Source organism: Neorhizobium sp. R1-B (assembly GCF_004368875.1).
Lineage (GTDB): Bacteria > Pseudomonadota > Alphaproteobacteria > Rhizobiales > Rhizobiaceae > Neorhizobium > Neorhizobium huautlense.
In genome coordinates this window covers 89,591-110,509 of sequence record NZ_SOEM01000007.1, presented here as the reverse complement: position 1 = coordinate 110,509, position 20,919 = coordinate 89,591, and the positions used below count along the sequence as shown (strand labels likewise).

General features: G+C 60.9%; 15 protein-coding genes and 1 tRNA gene. 8 read left to right on the top strand and 8 right to left on the bottom strand.

The window, feature by feature from the left end:
* Positions 1-7: 7 nt before the first annotated feature.
* The 3 genes from EDE05_RS12525 to EDE05_RS12515 all read right to left on the bottom strand — a co-directional run bounded on the left by EDE05_RS12525 (position 8) and on the right by EDE05_RS12515 (position 6,893).
* A complete protein-coding gene (locus tag EDE05_RS12525; RefSeq protein ID WP_132410875.1) occupies positions 8-4,498 on the bottom strand; it encodes a translocation/assembly module TamB domain-containing protein in 4,491 nt (1,496 codons plus the stop codon).
* A gap of 29 nt (positions 4,499-4,527) precedes the next feature.
* The gene (locus tag EDE05_RS12520) at positions 4,528-6,450 is read right to left on the bottom strand and encodes an autotransporter assembly complex family protein (protein ID WP_132410877.1); all 1,923 of its coding nucleotides are present in this window, start codon (positions 6,448-6,450) and stop codon (positions 4,528-4,530) included.
* A gap of 179 nt (positions 6,451-6,629) precedes the next feature.
* A complete protein-coding gene (locus EDE05_RS12515; protein ID WP_105372717.1) occupies positions 6,630-6,893 on the bottom strand; it encodes a glycine zipper domain-containing protein in 264 nt (87 codons plus the stop codon).
* 290 nt (positions 6,894-7,183) lie between these two features.
* Here EDE05_RS12515 and EDE05_RS12510 point away from each other — a divergent pair, with 290 nt between their 5' ends.
* From EDE05_RS12510 to hemA, 4 genes are all read left to right on the top strand, one after another.
* Complete coding sequence (locus EDE05_RS12510; protein ID WP_105372716.1) at positions 7,184-7,672, top strand: (2Fe-2S)-binding protein; 489 nt, start codon at positions 7,184-7,186, stop codon at positions 7,670-7,672.
* A 117-nt stretch (positions 7,673-7,789) separates the two neighbouring features.
* Positions 7,790-10,135, top strand: a complete 2,346-nt coding sequence (locus EDE05_RS12505; RefSeq protein ID WP_132410879.1) for a xanthine dehydrogenase family protein molybdopterin-binding subunit — start codon at positions 7,790-7,792, stop codon at positions 10,133-10,135.
* 14 nt (positions 10,136-10,149) lie between these two features.
* Positions 10,150-10,947, top strand: a complete 798-nt coding sequence (locus EDE05_RS12500) for a xanthine dehydrogenase family protein subunit M (RefSeq protein WP_132410881.1) — start codon at positions 10,150-10,152, stop codon at positions 10,945-10,947.
* Between the two features lie 222 nt (positions 10,948-11,169).
* Complete coding sequence (gene hemA / locus EDE05_RS12495) at positions 11,170-12,384, top strand: 5-aminolevulinate synthase (RefSeq protein WP_105372713.1); 1,215 nt, start codon at positions 11,170-11,172, stop codon at positions 12,382-12,384.
* A 32-nt stretch (positions 12,385-12,416) separates the two neighbouring features.
* On the opposite strand, the gene dxr is transcribed toward hemA, so the two are convergent.
* Positions 12,417-13,604 carry a 1-deoxy-D-xylulose-5-phosphate reductoisomerase gene (gene dxr / locus EDE05_RS12490; protein WP_132410882.1) on the bottom strand — a complete coding sequence of 396 codons (1,188 nt, stop codon included), beginning with the start codon at positions 13,602-13,604 and terminating at the stop codon, positions 12,417-12,419.
* 134 nt (positions 13,605-13,738) lie between these two features.
* Here dxr and EDE05_RS12485 point away from each other — a divergent pair, with 134 nt between their 5' ends.
* Complete coding sequence (locus EDE05_RS12485; RefSeq protein ID WP_132410884.1) at positions 13,739-14,956, top strand: FAD-dependent oxidoreductase; 1,218 nt, start codon at positions 13,739-13,741, stop codon at positions 14,954-14,956.
* Positions 14,957-14,962: 6 nt separating this feature from the next.
* Here the strand turns inward: EDE05_RS12485 and EDE05_RS12480 are convergent, their stop codons facing one another.
* A complete protein-coding gene (locus tag EDE05_RS12480) occupies positions 14,963-15,493 on the bottom strand; it encodes a hypothetical protein (protein ID WP_105372710.1) in 531 nt (176 codons plus the stop codon).
* A 177-nt stretch (positions 15,494-15,670) separates the two neighbouring features.
* Here EDE05_RS12480 and EDE05_RS12475 point away from each other — a divergent pair, with 177 nt between their 5' ends.
* Complete coding sequence (locus EDE05_RS12475) at positions 15,671-16,207, top strand: DUF2937 family protein (protein ID WP_132410888.1); 537 nt, start codon at positions 15,671-15,673, stop codon at positions 16,205-16,207.
* Between the two features lie 23 nt (positions 16,208-16,230).
* Here EDE05_RS12475 and EDE05_RS12470 read toward each other — a convergent pair whose 3' ends face one another.
* The 3 genes from EDE05_RS12470 to EDE05_RS12460 all read right to left on the bottom strand — a co-directional run bounded on the left by EDE05_RS12470 (position 16,231) and on the right by EDE05_RS12460 (position 18,492).
* Entirely contained in the window at positions 16,231-17,019 is a 789-nt protein-coding gene (locus EDE05_RS12470) for a cell wall hydrolase (RefSeq protein ID WP_132410890.1), read from the bottom strand.
* Between the two features lie 178 nt (positions 17,020-17,197).
* Positions 17,198-17,274, bottom strand: a tRNA-Arg gene (locus EDE05_RS12465).
* A gap of 54 nt (positions 17,275-17,328) precedes the next feature.
* The gene (locus EDE05_RS12460; RefSeq protein ID WP_132410892.1) at positions 17,329-18,492 is read right to left on the bottom strand and encodes a M20 aminoacylase family protein; all 1,164 of its coding nucleotides are present in this window, start codon (positions 18,490-18,492) and stop codon (positions 17,329-17,331) included.
* Positions 18,493-18,642: 150 nt separating this feature from the next.
* On the opposite strand from EDE05_RS12460, the gene EDE05_RS12455 reads away from it, so the two are divergent.
* Complete coding sequence (locus EDE05_RS12455; RefSeq protein WP_165924172.1) at positions 18,643-19,746, top strand: D-alanyl-D-alanine carboxypeptidase family protein; 1,104 nt, start codon at positions 18,643-18,645, stop codon at positions 19,744-19,746.
* Positions 19,747-19,761: 15 nt separating this feature from the next.
* Entirely contained in the window at positions 19,762-20,916 is a 1,155-nt protein-coding gene (locus tag EDE05_RS12450) for a GTP-binding protein (protein WP_132410894.1), read from the top strand.
* Positions 20,917-20,919 lie beyond the last annotated feature (3 nt).

Sequence of the window (20,919 nt, the reverse complement as noted above, 5' to 3'; positions counted from 1 at the left end):
GGTGAAGTCAGTATTCGTGCTCGTAGAAGATGCCGGCCTTGCCGCCTTCCGTGCCGGCGCCGGCCTTGAGCTTCACGCCCCGACCGACATCGAGGTTGATCGTGGCCTGGGCTCCGCCCGATCCGCCCTGTTCGATCTGCACATAGGTTCGGTTGTTGATGTAGCGGCCGACCGAGACGGTGGTCTGGCCCGTCTCGTCGGTATTAATGTCCAGGTCGTCAACGCCAAGGTTGCTGCGCAGCGTCTCGAGGAGAGAGGTGGAGCCGCCGCCGGCAAGCTGGGTGACAGCATCGGCCAGCTGAGCAATCTGCAACGGCGAAAGCCGCGACATCGACTGCCCGAAGATCAGGCGCGCCAGCACCTCGTCCTGCGGGAGGGCCGGGGCGGACGAGAAGGTGATGTTCGGGTCGTTCGCCACGCCCGTGACCTTTACCGTGATCGTCGTCTGGGCGGAGGTTGTGCTTGCTTCCATGTTGAGAACCGGAATCAAACCACCGCCAAATGTGATATCGCCATCGGTGAAGTCGAGCCGCTTGGCCAGGATGACGATGCGGCCGCGGCGCATCTCGAAGCCGCCGGAAACGATGGGCGCTATTGCAGTGCCTGTGATGTTAAGATCTCCGCCAAGCTCTGCGTCGATCCCGCGGCCTCGCACAAAGATGCCGTTGGGCGCGCTGATCTGGAGGTTCAGCTCGATCGGATTCGAACTGCCTTTCGGACCCTTCGGACGCAGTTTCTCCATTTGTCGAAGAACGTCCGGTGGAGCGTTGCGATGGCGGATGTCGACTTCGGCAAGCGATGTGGGCAGTCTGGCGGGCACGGTAATCGCCGCCTTGGTCAAGGTGATCCTGCCTCCGAGAACGGGGCCGGATGTCAGGGGGCCGGTGACGGTCAGGGCGCCATCGGCGGTCGCCGCAAACAACGCGCCGTCCGCATAGGTCGCCTGGGCCAGGGTAATTCTCAGATCGGCCGGAAAGCCGGAATCGGGTGTGATGCCGACGGAACCCTCTGCCGATATCGTTCCTCCTCCCGACAGCTTCCCGGACAAACGCGAGATATTGGCTCTGGCGCCATCAAAGGAAACATTGGCGGCAAGGTCGGAAACGGCAAGATTGCGTCGTACGTCGATGAACCGCGCGCCTGACGCGGTCGCCGTGCCGGTGACGTTGGGCGCCGCCGCGGTGCCGCCTATCGCCAAGTCGACATTGCCGGTGCCTTCGAGCACAAAACCCTGGGCGGCAAGTTGGCCGGAGAGGATGGAGAAAGGCAGCTTGCCGTTGAACTTCAGGTTCAGGGGTTTTTCCCCGGCCAGCGAAACGGAGCCGCCGCCGGAGAGCGAGATGCCGCCTCCGCCGGTAAGTCGGGTATCCAGTGTCACCGTGCCCTTTTCGAACGTGCCGGCGGCGGTGACGTCGAGCGCAGAGATGCCGGCCGATGCGGTCTGGCTCACGCCGGCATTGGCCCAGCGAAGGTCATAACGAACGGCCGGCGCCTCGGGCGTACCTGTCGTCGCAACCGTGCCGGAAATCGTTCCGCGGGCGCCGAGGCCGGGTGCAAAGGCGTTGACGAGTTCCGCCGGCACCGCGTTGGCACGGGCGTTTATATCGAGGGCAGGAACGCCGTTTTGAAGAAGGACGCGGCCGGTTGCGGAGAGGTCGAGGCCGCCGGAGCCGGTCAGGCGGGTGGCGTCTAACGTGACTGTCCCGTTAGCGAAGCTTCCACTGGCTGCCACACGAAAAGGACTGATGCCAGCATCGCGCATCTGGCGAAGCTGTGCATCACTCCATTCCAAATCATAACGGATGGCCGGGGCCGACGTGGACCCGGTCGCGCTTATGGTGCCGGTAATCACTCCTGCGGCATTGATCGTCGGTACGAACGTATTCAGCAGACTGGCAGGCAGAGCCTTTATGTTGGCCGTCAGATCCAGCACTGTCCCAGCAGAACCATTGACAGTAACGCTGCCGTTGCCGGTCGCGAGCGTCAGCCCGGAGAGGTTCGCACTGCCATTTGCGATGGCGATGCGGGTTGGCTGCTCGAGCCGGATTGGGATATTGCGCGGCGAGGCCGTGAAGCTCTCGATGCCGACCGAAATGTCTTTTCCGGTTTGAACGTCTCCGACAGCGTTGAGCGGCGCATTGTCATACCGGGCGGCAAGGTTGAAGCTCGTCCTGTTGTCGCCATGGCGGACATCGAGATTGATATCGTCTACGCCGACAGAACCGGCGCCAAGGCGGGTGGCTCGAACAGTACCCTCTGCGGCGATTGCCTTGATGTCGGGGATGGCGAGATCAATATTCGGTTGGGAAATCTGGAGCGAGCCGCGACGAAGCCCGCTGCCGGACGCCCGGATCACGGCGCCGGCCCGGTTATCCGTGTTGCTGAAGACAATGGTGCCGCGAAGATCGCCTTGAGCCTGCTGGGCGGCGAGTGCCGCAAGCAACGCGACATCCGGGAAGTCAAATGTAAGCTGACCTTCCGGCAGGAAGCCTTGCGAGAAGTTCAAGGCGCCGGTGAGCTTGTTCGGACCCACCTCGGCATTGATGGCCTGCGCGCTGGTACGTCCTTCCGCCGAAGCGATATCGGCGTTCACCCGGATCGGCTGACTGTCGAGGGAGCCAGTGGCCGTCAGCTTGCCTTTCGGCGCGTTGGGGTCGACGGTGCCATCGAAGACAAGACTCATATCCTGAAGCTTGCGACCGACAAGCCGCGCTTCTGCAGAATTGATGACGGCCTTCACTGCCATCGCGCTCAGTGGGCCGTTGGCGGCAATGTCGAAGCCGGCGGCCCCTTCCGCCTCCGGCAACCAGCGCCGCAGATCCGGCACGCGACCGGCAAGCCGGCCTGAGATCTTCCGGTCTTCGAGGAGAATGTTGCCATTCGCCTCGACCGCGCTCGACCGCATCACGAAGTTTTCAAGGCTCACGCGGCCGCCGTTGACGACATTGACATAACCTTCGGCCGACAGCTTGCCTTCGAACTTGGATACCAGAGACGGCGGCAGGACCGCCGGATTGGCGAAAATGCGGAAATTGCCGGTTACGGCCTGCTTCGAGGTGTCGTAGGCGCCGGAAAGCGTACCGTTGACATTGGCGCTGTCGAAGGTCGCGGCATCAAGGCCGATCGCCGGCGGGGCGAGGCGCAGGGGGGCATCAAGCGTGAGGGGGCCGCGAACGACCCGATCCAGATCGTCGCTCGTAAAGTCCGTGCGGGCAACCGTCAGGCGGCTACGGATGCTGCCCGATCGGTCGAGAAGGTTGAGATCCTCGCTTTCGGCCTGCAGGCGGATCTGCCCGAAACGGCCCTGCGGCAATTCGGCGGCACTCAGCGCTGCTGTTGCATTAAAGCGTGCGGAAGAGGCCGCGCCCGTCAAGGTGAAGTTTATGCTTTCGAAAGAGAAACGGCTTTCTTCGCCGTTGATCGGCCAGACGAAATCGGCAGGACCGTTCACACCGACAAGGCCTGCGGTCAGGCTGTTGTCGCCTGTCGGATCCCAGGCGCCCTTGGCCGTCATCCTGACCGTTCCGGACGTCAGGTCGCCCCGTTCGATATCGACGCGGCCCGATGGAGCGTAGATGGCGGCAATGTTGATGTCTGTTGTTCCGCCGAACAACTGGCGAAATGCGGGAGGCAAGAGAGTTGCAAGCTGACCACCGCCGGTGATCTCCACTCTATGCCTGCCGTTCTCGACCAGTTTGTGAGTGCCGTTGACAGCGATCACCGGTACTCCGGCGACATTGCCCTGCAGCTTGCCGGCCCAATCGGAAAGCGGGCCTTCGCCGTCCAACGCCAGTTGAACGGCCGGAGCGCCCGGAAGCCGCAGGAGGCGAGCGAGCAAGCCGCCTTGCGGTTCAGCGACAGATGCTTTCAGCGTCAGGCGGTTTTCCGACGGTGCATAGACCACATCGGCAAAGGCCTTGGCATCCGGCTCATCCTTGCGCGTCGCTTGCAGATCCAGGGAAATATCCGGCCCGGTGGCGTCGATCGAGCCTTTGACAGACAATGAAAAATCCCTGCCCGAGAGGGCTTGCGAGAGATTGATGTCGGGCAAGTCGATCTGAGCAACCCGGACCCCCACCGGAAGCGGTGAGCCGGATGACCCGGAACTCGGTTGTGCTGTCGCTTTCGACGGTCTCGGCGGCCTGATCAGATTGACCGTCTCCGCGGAGACGCGCTCGGCGCGGAAAACACCGGTGACCAGCGCCGCCGGCGACCAGTCGATGTTTATACCGCCGATCTGCGCATAAGGGCCGGCATCATCTGAAAGCGTGATCGTATCGAGCCGCAAATTACCCGTTAGCAGACCTTCCGGCCGCGAAAACGTAATCTCGCGATCGGGGGTGGAGACGATCGAGGAAATGCGGTCGGCAGCAACGCGTCCGCCCACCGGCGTCAGCGCAACGAACAGGACAACGCCCAAGGCCATGACGAACAGGATCGCGACTGCGCCAAGCGCAGCCTTCAAGATCCATTTCAACAGGCGAACCATCAGCGTCATGCCTGCAACTTCACCTTTCCAAAAGCCTCTCAGAATGCCTGCCCGATGCCTGCATAAATACCGTATTGGCTGCCGCCGTCATACCGTTGCAGTGGAGTTGCAACGTCCAGCCGAAGCGACCCGAAAGGCGTGGCATATCTTACGCCGATCCCTGCACCAGCACGAATATCAGAAAAATCAGGCACGATTCCGGTCGAAACAGTGCCGACGTCGATAAACGGTACAATGCCCACCTTCTCTGACACTTTTACCCTCACTTCGAAAGATCCAAGTGCATAAGATCGCCCGCCGGTGGCTTCGCCGGCGCTGTTGTAGGGGGAGATTTCGCGATAAGCATAGCCGCGCACCGATCCTCCGCCTCCGGCGAAGAATCTGCGCGTCGCCGGAATAGTTTCAAGACCGTCGCCGCCGACAAGCGTTCCTGCGGCCAGACGGCCTGCAAGCACGATGCTGTCCTCCTCTCCGAAGCCGAGATAGCCGGAGATCGAGCCTTCGAACGAGGAGAAGATGGTTCCGTCGAGAACTTCGTAGCTCGGTTTCGCCGCAAGCGTGGCATGATAGCCTTCGGTCGGATCGAGCTTGTTGTCGCGGGCATCGCGTTCGAAGCTCAGCGGCACGCTGAGGGTGACATACTGGTTTTTGCCGAAGGCGTCATCGGTGTTGATCCACGCCACCTCGCCACCGCCCGTCAGCTTGTCCGTCTCATTGAGCTCATAGGCGATGGTGGCCGAATAGGTGACCGATTGCGCCTCATAGACGTCGGGTGTCTCGCTCTTCGCTTCCAGACGGGATTCGAAGGTAGCTTCCGGCACGAAAGCTCCGGGCTTGGTGAAGATGATACCGGCCGAATAATTGAAGGTGCTGACGTCGGTCGTCGCGCCGATTCCGGAGACCGATCCCTCGATGCGCAGCGATTCCGCCTCACCGAACAGGTTGCGATGCCCCCAGTAGCCTTCCAGGCCTGCGCCGTCGATCGAGGAATATTCCGCGCCGAAGCCAAAATAACGGTGTTTGCCCTCGGAAATTTCGATCGTCAGCGGCAGCGATCCGTCGGGAGCCAGCGCGTCGGCCTCGCGGATCGTCACGCTAGAAAAGACGCCGAGCTCGCGCAGGCGCTCGGAAGCCTTCTTCAACTGTTCGGGCGAATAGCGTTCGCGTTTGTCCAGCCGCGAATAGCGGCTGATGAAGGCGGCATCGACGGTCCGCGATCCCTTGACCGCGACCTCTCCAAAAGGAGCCACAGGTCCACCGACGGCGCCCATCACCACGTCGATCGTTTTTGTCCTGTGATCGGCGGTTACCTTCCGGTCTGTCAGCCTGGCGAGCGGACGCCCCTCGTTTTTCAGGTCGACAAGAAGTTGCTCGCCCGCCTTGAGAATGAGGCGCGAGCCGGCTTCGCCGCCCGGCACAAGGTCATACTTTTCCGGATCCCGCCCCACCGCATCGCCTTCGAAACGGACCGAGCCGAGCTTGAACACCGGGCCGGGATCGACACGCACGGCAACGGGAACCGGTGCGGAGTGATCGAAGGCGGGATTGGGCGGCAAGCGGTCGATGTCGGTGCCGGCGATAGAAATCTGTACGATGCCGCCGTAGCGGGCCTCCTCGAAAAGCACCGCGATGAGGCGCTTACGGTCCTCGCGCGCCTTGATCACGACGCCAAGATCGCCCGAAACGGGCTGTTTTTCATCGGTGACAAGCGAAGCGGCGTTTTCAAGCCGCTCCTTGAGGTCCTTGTCCGCATCTCCGGTCTGCAGGGTCGCATCGTAGCGGACGGGATCGATGACTTCGACGGTATCCTCGTTGTCGCCAAAGAGCGTTATGCCGAAAATCTTGAATGCGTATGCACTCCCCGCAAGCGGCGGACAGAACAGGAGGGCCGCCGCCAGCAGGACGGTGCCTGCTGCCTTCACCCTCGGGTCTTTCATCCGCCCAGTGCCTTTGTTCCGCATACGCAAATTTAACTGTCGCTTCCCCGGCGGAAGGCCCTCATAGCCCCCGACAAAGAAACCTATCTAACCGCAAAAGAGGAGACGGGGTACCCCTTGTCTGCCTTTCGTGATGATTTCATGAAAGAATAAGCCCCGGAAATTGCTCCGGGGCCACAGCCTTGGTTCCTACGGACGCTTGTTCAATAGCGGCGCGGGCAATCGTCAACATAGCGCCGACCGTAACGGTCGCGGTAGTAGCATTGGCCCGGCTGTTCGGCGACTGAGCCGATCAGCGCACCCGAAACGCCGCCGATCGCTGCCCCGACAGCGGCGCCACGTACGTTGCCGGTTGCAAGCCCACCGATTACGGCGCCGGATGCGGCGCCGATGCCGGCCCCCTGTTCGGTGGCAGTGCAGCTCGCGAGGGATACACCCACCATCAAAAGCACCATGGCCTTCTTCATAACTTCCTCCTTGTTTTCTTGTGACCCGGCTGTCGACACGATTGGGCATTTGCCTCGGTCAGTCGCCCGGCAGCCATCGGCGGGAACAATAAAGCGGAGCGCGCAGGAGTCCATACCGGGGCTTGTCGAGGTTCCCGATTTTTTCCTTGCTTCGCGGGTGCTTACCCGGGTTCCCTTACCGGAATCGAGGATCAAATAATTGCCGATCCCGTGGAAAGTAGCAGTTGATCCTCGCGGCAAAAGAGCAAATGATGTTCTGCGTGTCCGGGAGGGATACGAGGAGGAAATCGATGACGAAAGTGACGCTGACCGTGAATGGCCGCACGATGAGCGGCGAGTGCGAAGATCGCACGCTGCTCGTGCATTTCATCCGCGAAAAGCTTGGTTTGACCGGAACGCATGTGGGATGCGACACGACCCAATGCGGCGCGTGCGTTATCCATATGGACGGCCGTTCGGTCAAAAGCTGTTCCATCTTGGCCGTGCAGGCCTCAGGCTCCACGATCACGACAATCGAGGGTCTCGCCGGTCAAAGCGAATTGCATCCCGTCCAGGCGGCGTTCAAAGAGCATCACGGACTGCAATGCGGCTTTTGTACGCCCGGCATGGTGATGACCGCGGTCGACATGATCAACCGCCATGGCGGCAGCCTGACTGAGGAGAAGGTCCGGGCCGAGCTCGACGGCAATATCTGTCGGTGCACCGGCTACCACAACATCGTCAAGGCCATCCTGGCCGCCGATGCTGAAATGGCGTCGGGTCGACAAGCTGCGGAATAACGACGTCGGATTGGAGTAGTGATGCGGCTTCCGGCTCCCTCAGGGGTGCCGCCGCTTACACTTCCTCGCGCGATAAATTGCTAATTCGCTATTCATTCATTTCTGGAGGAGATGAAAATGGGTGTTGAAGGAATCGGAGCACGCGTAACCCGCAAGGAGGACAAGCGCTTCCTGACCGGCAAGGGCCGCTACACGGATGACATGACCGTTCCCGGCATGAAATATGCCTATTTCGTCCGCAGCCCGCATGCGCATGCCAAGATCGTGAACATCGACGTCAGTGCCGCGAAATCCATGCCCGGCGTCATCGATGTGCTGGACGGCAGGCAGCTTCAGGCCGACGGCATAGGCAACCTCATCTGCGGCTGGATGATCCATTCGAAGGACGGGTCGCCGATGAAGATGGGCGCGTGGCGTCCGCTGGCCGTCGACACGGTGCGTTATGTCGGCGATGCCATAGCGATCGTGGTGGCGGACTCTTCCGGGGAGGCAAGGGATGCGGCCGAAGCCGTCGTTATCGATTATGAAGTGCTCCCTGCGGTGGCGGATGTTGCCGCCGCCATGCAGGCAGGCGCTCCCCAAATCCACCCCGAAGCTCCCGGCAATCTCATTTACGACTGGCAGATCGGTGATTCCGATGCGGCAGACAGGGCGATCGCCGCGGCCGCGCATGTGACCGAGATTGACATCGTCAACAACCGTCTTTCGCCGAACCCGATGGAGCCGCGTGCGACACTCGGCATCTACGATTCGGCCGAAGATCACTATACCTGCTACACCACCAGCCAGAATCCACATGTGGCGCGCCTGGTGATGAGCGCCTTTTATAACGTTGCTCCGGAAAACAAGCTGCGGGTCATCGCGCCGGATGTCGGCGGCGGCTTTGGCTCCAAGATCTATATCTACCCCGAAGAGATCGTCTGTCTCTGGGCGTCCAAGAAGACAAACGTGCCGGTAAAATGGACATCGGACCGCACCGAGGCCTTCCTGACCGATGCCCATGGCCGCGACCATATCTCCAAGGTCAAAATGGCTTTCGATGCAGATCACCGGATCACTGCGCTGAAGGTCGATACGATCGCCAACCTCGGCGCCTATATGTCGCTCTTCTCCTCGGCCGTGCCGACCTATCTCTATGCGACGCTGCTCTCCGGGCAATACGCGATCCCGGCAATCCACGCCAACGTGCGCACCGTCTACACCAATACGGTGCCTGTCGATGCCTATCGTGGCGCGGGCCGACCCGAGGCGACCTACCTGCTCGAACGGACCATGGAGACGGCAGCCCGTGAGCTTGGGCTGTCGCCGGCGGAACTTCGGCGGAAGAATTTCATCCGGTCCTTCCCCTACCAGACGCCAGTCATCATGAACTACGACGCCGGCAACTATGAGGCATCGCTTGATGCCGCCATGCAGGCGGCCGACTGGAACGGGTTTGCAGCCCGGCGATCGGAGGCGCAAGCGCGCGGCAAAAGACGTGGCATCGGCATGAGCTGTTACATTGAAGCTTGCGGTATCGCCCCTTCGGCTGCAGTGGGTTCATTGGGCGCCGGCGTCGGCCTCTGGGAATCGGCCGAAGTGCGTGTCAACGCGGTCGGCACGATCGAGGTGCTGACGGGATCGCATAGCCATGGCCAGGGCCACGAGACCACCTTCGCGCAGCTTGTAGCCAGCCGTCTCGGAGTGCCGATCGAAAGCATCAATATCGTCCATGGCGACACGGACAAGGTACAGATGGGCATGGGCACCTATGGCTCTCGCTCCGGTGCAGTCGGCATGTCGGCCATCGTCAAGGCGCTCGACAAGGTCGAGGCCAAGGCGAAGAAGATCGCGGCCCACCTGATGGAGGCGGACGAGAGCGACATCGTCATCGAAAACGGCGAACTCAAGATCGCCGGCACCGACAAGACACTCCCCTGGTTCCAGGTGGCGCTGGCCGCCTATACCGCCCATAACCTGCCGTCGGGCATGGAGCCGGGGCTGAAAGAAACGGCCTTTTACGATCCGTCCAACTTCACCTTCCCGGCCGGCTGCTACATTGCGGAAGTGGAAGTGGATCCGGAAACGGGTGAAACGGACATCATCCAGTTCGTGGCTGCCGACGACTTCGGCAATATCATCAACCCGCTGATTGTCGAGGGACAGGTGCATGGCGGACTGGCGCAGGGGATCGGCCAGGCGCTGCTCGAAGGCGTCCATTATGATGAGAACGGCCAGCTTCTGACCGCAAGCTTCATGGATTACGCCATGCCGCGGGCCGACGATCTGCCGTCGTTCAAGCTGTCGCACCAGAATACGCCATGTCCCAGCAATCCGCTCGGGATCAAGGGTTGCGGCGAGGCCGGTGCGATCGGTTCACCGCCGGCCCTTATCAACGCGATCACGGATGCGATCGGCACCAACAGGCTCACGATGCCCGCCACTTCGATGAAGGTGTGGCAGGCAATGCACGCGGCTCACTGAGGAGGAAGAGAGATATGTATGCAACCAGCTATCATCGCGCTTCTTCCGTGGAAGATGCCGTCCAGCTTCGGTCCGCCCATGAGGAAGGTAAATACCTTTCCGGCGGTATGACGCTGATCTCGACCATGAAGCAGCGGCTTGCCGCGCCAAGCGATCTGATCGACCTTCGCCACATTCCGGCGCTTCGAGGAATTTCGATCGAAGGCCGCCGGGTGAAGATCGGGGCCGCGACGCCGCATGCGGATGTCGCCGCCTCGCGGGAGCTTCGTGCCCTATGCCCCGCAATTTGCGATCTCGCCAGCCATATCGGCGATCCGCATGTTCGTCATATGGGCACGATCGGCGGCTCGATTGCCAATAACGATCCGGCTGCCGACTATCCGGCCGGTCTGCTGGGGCTTGGCGCCACCATCGTCACCGACCGCCGATCGCTCTCTGCCGACGATTTCTTCGTCGGTCTCTTCGAGACTGCATTGGAGGAAGGAGAAATGGTGACGGCCGTCACGTTCGACGCGCCGGAAAAGGCAGGTTATGCCAAGTTCAACAATCCGGCTTCACGGTTTGCGATGACCGGCGTCTTTGTCGCGAAGACCGCTTCAGGTGTACGTGTGGCGGTCACCGGCGCAGGCTCGGATGGGGTATTTCGTCATCCGGGCTTCGAGCAGGCTCTTGCCTCCAACTGGTCGGCCGATGCGTTGGCAAACATTTCCGTCGACCCGTCCAACCTGCTGTCGGATCTGCATGCGAATTCGGAATACCGGGCAAACCTCGTGAAAGTCATGGCAAAGAGGGCAATTGCTGCAGCCGGCTGAGGCGAATCGAGGCGAGAAAATCAGCGAGGAGAAGAGACAAAGCCGCTCTTCTCCTCGCTACTTGACGTGGATCAATTATCACGCTTTCGATATCGCTTAGGTTCTCCTTGGAATAATTCAAAAAAACGGGCCTTTTTGCCGCAGGTCGGTTTTATTCGCGCTTGGCGGGGTTGACGAAAAGCGCGGCTGAAATCAAAACCGAGGCAGGTTCTGGAGTGAGACATGGATTTCGAGGCATTTTTCAAGAGCGAACTGGACGCCCTTCATACGGAAGGACGGTATCGTGTGTTCGCCGATCTCGAACGGCATCGCGGTAATTTTCCGCGCGCGACGCGCCATACTCCGGATGGTCCGAGAGAAGTTACGGTCTGGTGTTCCAACGACTATCTCGGCATGGGCCAGCATCCAGCCGTGATCGAAGCGATGAAAGAGGCGATCGATCACTGTGGCGCGGGTGCGGGAGGCACCCGGAATATCTCTGGTACGACCCACTATCATGTTCTTCTCGAGCAGGAGCTTGCAGACCTGCACGGCAAGGAAGCCGGCCTGATCTTCAATTCCGGCTATATGTCGAACTGGGCGACGCTCGGCACGCTTGGCCAGAAGATCCCGGGGCTTATCATTTTCTCCGATGCGCTGAACCACGCATCGATGATCGAGGGGATTCGGCACGCCAAGTGCGAGCGCGTCATCTGGAAGCACAATGATCTCAACGATCTGGAAGCCAAGCTGGCGGCCGCGGATCCCAATGCGCCGAAGCTGATCGCTTTCGAATCCGTCTACTCGATGGACGGCGATATCGCTCCCATCAAGGAAATCTGTGATCTCGCCGACAAATACGGCGCGATGACCTATCTCGATGAGGTTCATGCCGTCGGCATGTACGGCCCGCGCGGCGGCGGCATCGCCGAGCGCGAAGGTCTGATGGATCGCCTGACGGTCATCGAAGGCACGCTCGGCAAGGCGTTCGGCGTGATGGGCGGTTACATCGCCGCATCGGCCGCGCTCTGCGACTTCATTCGGTCCTTTGCCTCCGGCTTCATCTTCACCACCGCCCTTCCGCCGACGCTGGCAGCCGGGGCGCTGGCCTCCATCCGGCATCTCAAGGCAAGCCCGTTCGAGCGGGTTCGCCACCAGGATCGGGTCCGCAAGCTGCGCACGCTGCTCGACCAGCGCGGTATTCCGCATATGCACAATCCGAGCCACATCGTGCCGGTCATGGTCGGCGATGCTGCAAAGTGCAAATGGATCTCGGATATCCTGCTCGACACCTGCGACATCTATGTCCAGCCGATCAACTATCCGACGGTGCCGCGCAAGACCGAGCGCCTGCGCATCACCCCGACGCCGCTGCATTCGGATGCCGATATCGAGCATCTGGTGGGTTCGCTGCACCAGCTCTGGTCGCGTTGCGCGCTCGCCCGTCACGTCGCCTGACCGATCTGAAGTCTGGATAAACGAATGGCCGCTTATGCGGCCATTTCCATTCCGGCGATGATTTCGCTAGCGCGGCGCCTTGCCTCGTCATCGGCTGCGAAGACCTCGTCCATGCTGCGTGCCGCTCCGTGGCCCTGCATTACCTCCATCACCTTTTCGGCCACATCCGCCATGCTCAGGAAGCCGATACGTCCTGCGCAGAAGGCATGGAAGGCGATTTCCTCCGCCGCGTTCAGCACCGCTCCCTGGACCCCGCCACGCTGCAACGCCGTCCGCGCGAGCCTCAAGGCCGGGAACCTCACCTCATCGGGAGCCTCGAAATCCAGCCTCGCCAGCTTAGCGAAATCCAGCCGCTCGACATCGAGTTTCGGTCGATCTGGATAGGTAAGCGCATAGCCGATGGCAGTGCGCATGTCGGGGCAGCCGAGCTGCGCCAGCACGGATCCGTCGGTGTAGCCCACCATCGAATGGATCACCGACTGCGGATGAACGATCACTTCGATCTGGTCGGGGCGAAGGTTAAACAGATGTTTCGCCTCGATCATTTCGAGCGCCTTGTTGAACATCGAGGCGCTGCCGATCGAGATTTTCAGGCCCATCGACCAATTGGGATGCGCACGGGCAACTTCGGCCGTCACGCCGGCCATCTGTTCGCGCGTCCAGGTGCGGAACGGGCCACCGGACGCCGTCAGCACGATGCGCTCGACAGCGTGATGCTGGTCATCCTCCAGCGATTGAAAAATGGCACTGTGCTCGCTGTCCACCGGGATCAGCCGGCCGCCACCTTCGGCAACCGCTCCGACGAAGAGTTCGCCGGCCGAGACGAGGCATTCCTTGTTGGCGAGAGCGATATCGGCTCCCCGTTTTGCAGCTGCCAGCGTCGGAGCAAGGCCGGCGGTGCCGACGATCGCGGCCATGACCCAGTCGGATTGACGCGCGCCTGCCTCGATCAACGCCTCACGGCCGGCCGCAATCTCGATGCCGGTGCCGGAGAGCGCATCTTTCAATGCGGCATAATGCGTTTCGTCGGCGGTCACGGCAAACTTGGCGCCGCAGCTTTTTGCCTGCGCGGCCAGAAGCGGGATATTGGCGTTGCCGGTGATTGCCACGACCTCAAAAGCGTCGAGCCCGCCAAGCTGATCTACCACGTCGAGCGTGTTGACGCCGATCGAACCTGTCGAGCCGAGGATGCTGATGCGACGTTTGCCGGTTTCGGCCATGATCTTTCCTGTTTTACTAAACTGCCGCTGGTCTACAAGCGAAAGTCGCGGCTCACAAGAGCAGGCTTGATTTCAGGCCCGGCCGCGACCACGTGCAGCTTGATGCTTTCCATACTTTCGGGTGAAACAGGGCGATGAATCAGATGCGAGACATCCAGACGACATGCGTCATTGCAGGGGCAGGGCCGGCGGGGCTGATGCTGGGTTTCTTGCTGGCACGAGCGGGCGTGGATGTCGCGGTCGTCGAAAAGCACGGCGATTTCCTTCGCGACTTCCGGGGCGACACCATTCATCCCTCGACGCTGGAGGTCATGCACGAGCTCGGTATTATCGAAGAGTTTCTGAAGCTGCCGCATACGCGGGCGCCGAAACTTTCCGCGGAAATGGGCGGCCGCACGGTCATCATTGCCGATTTCTCCCGCCTGCCGGTCAGGAACCGCTTCATCGCCTTCATGCCGCAATGGGATTTCCTGAATTTCATGGCTGCCCAGGCGCAGCACTTCCCGAACTTCCGACTGATCATGCAGGCGAAGGTGGCGGGTATTCTGGAAGAGCGGGGCAAAGTCGTCGGCCTGGAAGTCGAGACGCCGGAAGGAAAGTTCAATATTCATTCGCATCTGGTCGTCGGCGCGGACGGCCGCAATTCCGTGGTGCGGGAAAAGGCCGGGCTTGCCGTCGAGAGTTTCGGTATACCGAGCGAAGTCGTCTGGATGAAACTCTCCAAGCAGCCGGGTGATCCGAACCAGGTAATGGGGCATGCCGGCCCGCGCCAGGGTTTTGTGCTGATCGACCGTGGCGATTATTGGCAGTGCGGATATGTCATCCGCCGCGGAGCTTTTGCGGAAATCCGCGAGAGAGGTCTCGAGGCCTTCCGCCAGATGGTGATCGACGTGTCGCCGCTGCCGGCCGATCGCATGCAGGAAATCGGCAGTTTCGACGACACAAGCCTGCTGACGGTGCGGATCGATCGGCTGAAGCAGTGGTGGCGTCCCGGCCTTCTCTGCATCGGCGATGCAGCCCACGCCATGTCGCCGATCGGCGGCGTCGGCGTCAACCTGGCCATTCAGGACGCGGTCGCTGCCGCCAATATCCTATCCGAGCCCCTTCGCAACAGCCGTCTATCCGATGGAGATCTGGCGGCGGTCGAGAAGCGCCGCAGCTTCCCCACCAGGGCGACGCAAAAACTGCAACTGATGATGCGCAGCAGCCGGCGCAGCGATCAGGCGGACGAGCAGAAACGCCAAGGCCCGCCCGCCTTCATCCGCAGCATCGCGCGTTGGCCCGCACTTGCCCATCTCGCCGGCCGTCTGATCGGGCTCGGCTTCCGGATGGAACACGTCCGGCCGCGCTGATGTGGCCTACTTCTTGACGCCCATGACCTCGGCGCAGCGCGAGAGGCTGAAGCCTTCGCCATCCGTATCATTCGTCGCGCGCAGCATGCGGATCGATTTGTCCGGCCCGGTGGTGATCTGAAGTTCGCAGAAGAGTTCTTCCGTGCGGGCCGGGGAAACCAACTGCGGCGCTACCGGCTGACCCGAAATGCCGAAAGACGAGCTTTTGGTGGTCGTGACGGTGCTTCCGTCAGCCTTCTTGTGCGTCTCGGTCGTCGTGCGGGTGACCCGGTTGGCGTCCTGGTTGGCCGGTTGCGGTGTCTGGTATTGAGCTGGGACATAACGCGTCGTCTGACCGCCGACCCAGGTATAGATCGTACCACCGTCATTCAAAGGAAAGGAAGAGACCGGCGGGCCGTAATAGGTAAAGAAGGAATCGACCGGCTGGCCGATCCATTTTGACTGGATCGCCTTATTGGCTTCTTCGGTCGTCGTGCAACCGGCGATGACAACGGCCAGCACACCCAGCGCAGCCGCGCGGGAAAAACTCAGTTTCATTGATTGACAGCCCCCTTGAGTAATCTGCCGCTACCCCACATGCGGCAGCAGGATTTTTATGGTCGGTTAACCTTTCATGCAATCCGGCGCCGGCCAGCTACGGAGGATGTCCACAGGCAGGAGAGCAACCTTTCAACCTGTGCCTCGTTGAGACGAAAGCGAGGTTTGAGGTCCGTCATGTTCATGCTGGGAAGAATGTTAACGATGGCGATGGCGCTCCTCGGCGGCATCTTCTTTTCGCAGGCCCCTGAATTCGCGCAGCAATACCGGCAAAGGATCGGAGGGGCGCTGGACGAACTGAAGATCCTGATTTCCGAGTTCGACGCCCAGGCCAATCATGCCGGTCTGGATCGGCAGGCCGCGCTCAATATCTATTCCGCTTCGCCGGAGACATTTCTCCGGCGTCAGGGCGAGGCGATGCGGCGCACTTTTGCGCGTTATGAGGTGCTGGCAGAGCAGCAGCACGAGCTTATGCTTGCGCCGCCGCTGAGGAGGCCGTTCGTGGTGCTGCAACGGCCGGATTCCACCACTTTCGCCAACGCCTGGCGCGACTTCGTTCCGGCGGTACCGGTAGATATGGCAGGCTTGATCTGGGCGGGCGGGGGATTGTTCTGCGGCTGGGTGGCTGCAATTCTATTCGGCATGATCGGTCGCGGTACGGTGCGGCTGGCGCGACCGAAGCGGATTTCGCAAGGCCCCGCTGCGGTATTCTGACCGGCCACGTGAAAAGCTGCGAATCACTTCCTTGTCGCGGGAAGGGACCATACTTCGGGTGGCGCCATAACCATCTGGGTGCTCGAAACGCTGGCGAGCTGCGGCCGTTGAAGCGGAACGGGGGCTTGCAGCGGCAGCGTCAGATCGTCTGCTTCTGCCACGAGGCTTGCCTGCTGGACATCATTGACGGCCATCAGTGCCGGCGATGTGGAAAGATGAGGCGCGAAGCTCAGGATATATTCATCCGCCGGCTTGGGTGCGGGGGTCTGCAACTCGCCGTCGTCGCCGCGTTTCTCGTAGAAGGCATTCCCGCCGGCGACGGTGACGTAGTGCATGTTGTCATAGGGAAATCTCAGTCCCTCGCGATGAAAGAACATCGCCTCCTTCACCTGAGGATTGCGCTCGCCGCGAAGGATGGCGTCAGCGGCCTCATCCAGCTCGACCGCCGCCTGTTCCTTGAGTGGGCGCGTCATCACGCCGGGTGCAAACTGCCTTTCCTGACCGACAACGCCGCAGATGGTGTCCGGATAAGCTCCCGACGTCAGGCGGTTCATCACCACGGTACCGACCGCCATCAGCCCGTCTCGGCTCGACCGTTTCGATTCGAAATACATGGCGCGTTTCAGGCATTCACGGTCCGATGCCGTGTAATTGTAGAGCTTCTTCTTCGGGATATTGCCAATGGGAGCGGAAGTCTTGACGGTCTCGCTCTTGATCGCGGACGTGGTCTGGGACGAGGTACAACCTGCCAGAAAAACGATTCCGATTAGGAAAACCGCCCTTCGAAAAAGGGAGTATTCAATCGCCGCCATGAGCGTCCCCGCCATCGTATGTTCACAAATCATTTCGGCGTGAAAGATTTGCCTCAAACGCCGCATTCGATCAAGACTAATCTATAGGGGCGGAAAAGGTTAATAAATCCTTGCGCCCGAGGCGGGGACCGATGAGCGGAAGGCCGGGAACGGGGAGATCGCATGGACCGTGTTGAAATGGTGATCCCAGATGGATTCGAACCATCGGCCTCAGGATTAGGAATCCTGCGCTCTATCCTGCTGAGCTATGGGACCACTTGGGGAACTCCATACAAAAGGTGAGGCGTTAAGCCAAGCCTTTTGTCTCACTCATTCCGTAAGCCGCTGTTCGACCAGCCGAACCCAGTAGGAGATGCCGAAGGGGATCGCTTCGTCGTCGAAGTCGTAATGCGGGTTATGAAGGGCAGCCGTATCGCCGTTGCCGATGAAGATAAAGGCGCCGGGCCGGCGCTTCAGCATGAACGCAAAGTCTTCGCCGGCCATGCTGGGGTCGACATTCGCGTCTATGTTGGAAGCACCCACCACATCGGTCGCAACCCGGATCGCATGTTCGGTTTCCTGGTCGTGGTTGACGGTCACTGGGCACCTGCGTTCGTATTCGATGGCCGCTTCCGCGCCATGGGCACTGACGATGCCGTCGACGATCTGTCGGATCCTCGTCTCGGCGAGATCGCGCGTCTCTTCGCTGAGCGTTCGCACCGTACCCCAGAGCGTCGCTTGGTCGGGAATGATGTTATGGGTCGTGCCGGCATCGAAACGGGTTACCGAAATGACGACCGAACGGACTGGATCGGCATTGCGTGCGGCAATCGCCTGCAGACTGCCGACGAGTTGCGAACCGATGAAGATCGGGTCGACGGTCCGGTGCGGCTGGGCGGCATGGCCGCCGCGGCCGTTGATGGTGATGGTAAAGCGGTCGGGTGCTGCCATGATGCCGCCTTTGCGGATGGCGAACTGGCCGAGCGGGATTCCGGGCATGTTGTGCATGCCATAGACTTCCTCGATGCCGAAGCGCTCCATCATGCCGTCCTCGATCATCGCCAGCGCGCCGGCACCGCCTTCTTCGGCTGGCTGGAAGATCAGGGCGACGGTGCCGTTGAAGTTTCGGGTTTCGGCGAGATATTTCGCCGCACCGAGCAGCATGGAAGTGTGCCCGTCGTGGCCGCAGGCATGCATCCTGCCAGCAGTCTTCGAAGCCCACGGCCTGTCGGTCAATTCCTTAAGGGGAAGCGCATCCATGTCGGCGCGCAGCCCGATTGTGCGACCTCCGGGGCCCTTGCCGCGGATGATGCCGACGACACCGGTGCGGCCTATTCCCGTGACGATCTCGTCAACGCCGAATTGCTTCAGCTTCGCGGCGACAAAGGAAGCCGTATTTTCGACTTCGTAAAGGATTTCAGGATTTTCGTGAAGATATCGCCGCCACTCGCTGACTTCGCCCTGAAGTTCGGCGGCCCGGTTCAAAATTGGCATAATGTTCCCTGTTCTAGTTACTCACGCGGATATGAATCGTCCTCCCCCGAAGATAGTGCCCATCGTGATTGACGCAATCAATCTTCTTTGCCATTGCTTGGCCACATAGGCCGCATATGCGCCACACTCGTTAAGCTGTTCGAACGAGGGATGATCTTGCCGATTTCTTGCATCCGCTCCGGGGCTTCCGCCCGGATGATCTCAACTGTGGTGGCCTTCGGCCTTCTTGCGTCCGCCGGAAGTGCCGCGGCCAATCCGAAGATGGTGGTCGATGTCAGGACCGGCCGTGTGATCGCCCACGAGGACGCCTTCCGCAAATGGTATCCGGCATCGCTGACCAAGCTGATGACGGCCTATGTCACCTTCAAGGCGCTGAAGAGCGGGAAGCTTGCGCTGGATACGCCGGTTATCATGAGCAAGAAGGCGACGGATCAGCCGGCGAGCAAGATGTATTTCAAGCCCGGCTCCAAGCTGACCATGGATAGCGCGCTGAAGATCCTGCTCGTGAAATCGGCAAATGATATCGCCGTCGCTGTTGCCGAAACGGTCGGCGGTTCAGTCGATCAGTTCGTCGCTCTGATGAACAGCGAAGCGGCGCGCCTCGGCATGAACTCGACACGGTTCATCAATCCTCACGGCTTGCCGGGCAAAGGGCAATACACCACCGCCCGCGATCTTGCGGTGCTGGCGTTGCAGCTCAAGCGCGAATTCCCCGAATATCAGGGTTACTTCTCCCTGGAGGGGATCAGCACCGGCAAGAAGGACTATCCGAACTACAATACCCTGATCGGGCGGTTCGACGGTGCCGACGGCATGAAGACCGGCTTCATCTGCGCCTCGGGCTTCAACCAGGTTTCCTCTGCGACGCGCGACGGGCGTACGGTGATCTCCGTCGTTCTGGGGGCTGACAGCCTTGCGGGACGTGCGGACGATTCGGCCAACCTCCTGCAGCAGGGGCTCATGGCCTCGTCTGCCGAAGGCGTGCCGCTGTCGTCGCTTGCACCTTACGGCAATACGGCGGCAGTCACCGATGTCAGCGCCGAGATCTGCAACCCGAAAGCAGCCAAGGTGCGGAGCGAGAACCGCGACGACGCCGGTCGAACGGTGCTGCATTCGCCTTATATCCACGAGATGACCCGGCCGCCGGTCTACAGCTTCGCGGGGCTTATTCCCGGAAGCGAGCAGGTCGCCTCGACCGTGGGCGCAAACGAGATCGCGAATGTGCCGATCCCGCAGCCACGCCCGACTTTCTGAGCATTGGAATAGATCATGTCTTCTGCCCGCAACCGAATTCCGGTTTCCATCCTCACCGGTTTTCTCGGTGCCGGAAAGTCGACGCTTCTCAACCGTATCCTGAAGGACCCGGGCACCAGCGGCACGGCCGTCATCATCAATGAATTCGGCGAGGTCGGCATAGACAACTTTCTCGTCGAAGCGTCTGGCGATGCGCTGGTGGAACTTTCCAACGGCTGCCTCTGCTGCACGGTCCGCGGAGAACTCGTCGATACGCTTGCCTATATGATGGACGGCATCCAGACGGGCCGCCTGAAGCTGATCCGCCGGGTGGTGATCGAGACGACCGGTCTTGCCGATCCGGCGCCGGTCATGCAGTCGGTTATGGGCAACCCGGTCATTGCGCAGAACTTCGAGCTCGACGGCGTCATCACGGTAGTCGACGCGGTGAATGGGCTTTCGACGCTCGACCGTCACCCGGAGGCGGTGAAACAGGCCGCCGTGGCAGACCGGTTGGTCATTTCAAAGCTTTCCATGGCCGATGCGGCTGAGATCGGTGCTCTCAAGGCGCGGCTGGCGGCCCTCAATCCGCGCGCGCCGATGATGGATGGCAACAGCGAGGGAGCCGGCGTGGCGGCCATTCTCGAGAACGGCCTCTATGATCCGGCCACCAAGATCGCCGACGTGGACCGCTGGCTGCGCGACGAATTGGCGAACGACGATCACGGCCATGACCACCATGATCACGGTCACCATGAACACGATCATCATCATGGGCACGGTCACCACCATCATCACGATGTAAACCGTCACGGCGACGACATCCGCTCGTTCTCAATCATTCACGACAAGCCGATCGATCCGATGGCGATCGAGATGTTCACCGATCTTTTGCGTTCGGCGCATGGCGAAAAGCTTCTCAGGATGAAAGCCGTCGTGGCGCTGTCCGACAATCCGGACCGGCCGCTCGTGCTGCACGGCGTGCAGAGCGTTTTCCATCCGCCGCAGCGTCTGGCGAAATGGCCTGCGGGATCCGACCGACGCACCCGGATGGTGCTGATTACGCAAGGGTTGCCGGAAACGTTCGTTTCGGATCTCTTCGCCGCCTTCACCGGTCAGCCGCGCATCGACCGCCCCGACCGTGCGGCGCTGGAAGACAACCCGCTCGCCGTGCCTGGTATGCGCATATAGGGC

Coding starts and splice junctions, on each gene's coding strand:
- EDE05_RS12525 (WP_132410875.1), bottom strand. CDS start 4,498: ATGACGCTGATGGTTCGCCTGTTGAAATGGATCTTGAAGGCTGCGCTT.
- EDE05_RS12520 (WP_132410877.1), bottom strand. CDS start 6,450: ATGCGGAACAAAGGCACTGGGCGGATGAAAGACCCGAGGGTGAAGGCA.
- EDE05_RS12515 (WP_105372717.1), bottom strand. CDS start 6,893: ATGAAGAAGGCCATGGTGCTTTTGATGGTGGGTGTATCCCTCGCGAGC.
- EDE05_RS12510 (WP_105372716.1), top strand. CDS start 7,184: ATGACGAAAGTGACGCTGACCGTGAATGGCCGCACGATGAGCGGCGAG.
- EDE05_RS12505 (WP_132410879.1), top strand. CDS start 7,790: ATGGGTGTTGAAGGAATCGGAGCACGCGTAACCCGCAAGGAGGACAAG.
- EDE05_RS12500 (WP_132410881.1), top strand. CDS start 10,150: ATGTATGCAACCAGCTATCATCGCGCTTCTTCCGTGGAAGATGCCGTC.
- hemA (WP_105372713.1), top strand. CDS start 11,170: ATGGATTTCGAGGCATTTTTCAAGAGCGAACTGGACGCCCTTCATACG.
- dxr (WP_132410882.1), bottom strand. CDS start 13,604: ATGGCCGAAACCGGCAAACGTCGCATCAGCATCCTCGGCTCGACAGGT.
- EDE05_RS12485 (WP_132410884.1), top strand. CDS start 13,739: ATGAATCAGATGCGAGACATCCAGACGACATGCGTCATTGCAGGGGCA.
- EDE05_RS12480 (WP_105372710.1), bottom strand. CDS start 15,493: ATGAAACTGAGTTTTTCCCGCGCGGCTGCGCTGGGTGTGCTGGCCGTT.
- EDE05_RS12475 (WP_132410888.1), top strand. CDS start 15,671: ATGTTCATGCTGGGAAGAATGTTAACGATGGCGATGGCGCTCCTCGGC.
- EDE05_RS12470 (WP_132410890.1), bottom strand. CDS start 17,019: ATGGCGGCGATTGAATACTCCCTTTTTCGAAGGGCGGTTTTCCTAATC.
- EDE05_RS12460 (WP_132410892.1), bottom strand. CDS start 18,492: ATGCCAATTTTGAACCGGGCCGCCGAACTTCAGGGCGAAGTCAGCGAG.
- EDE05_RS12455 (WP_165924172.1), top strand. CDS start 18,643: ATGATCTTGCCGATTTCTTGCATCCGCTCCGGGGCTTCCGCCCGGATG.
- EDE05_RS12450 (WP_132410894.1), top strand. CDS start 19,762: ATGTCTTCTGCCCGCAACCGAATTCCGGTTTCCATCCTCACCGGTTTT.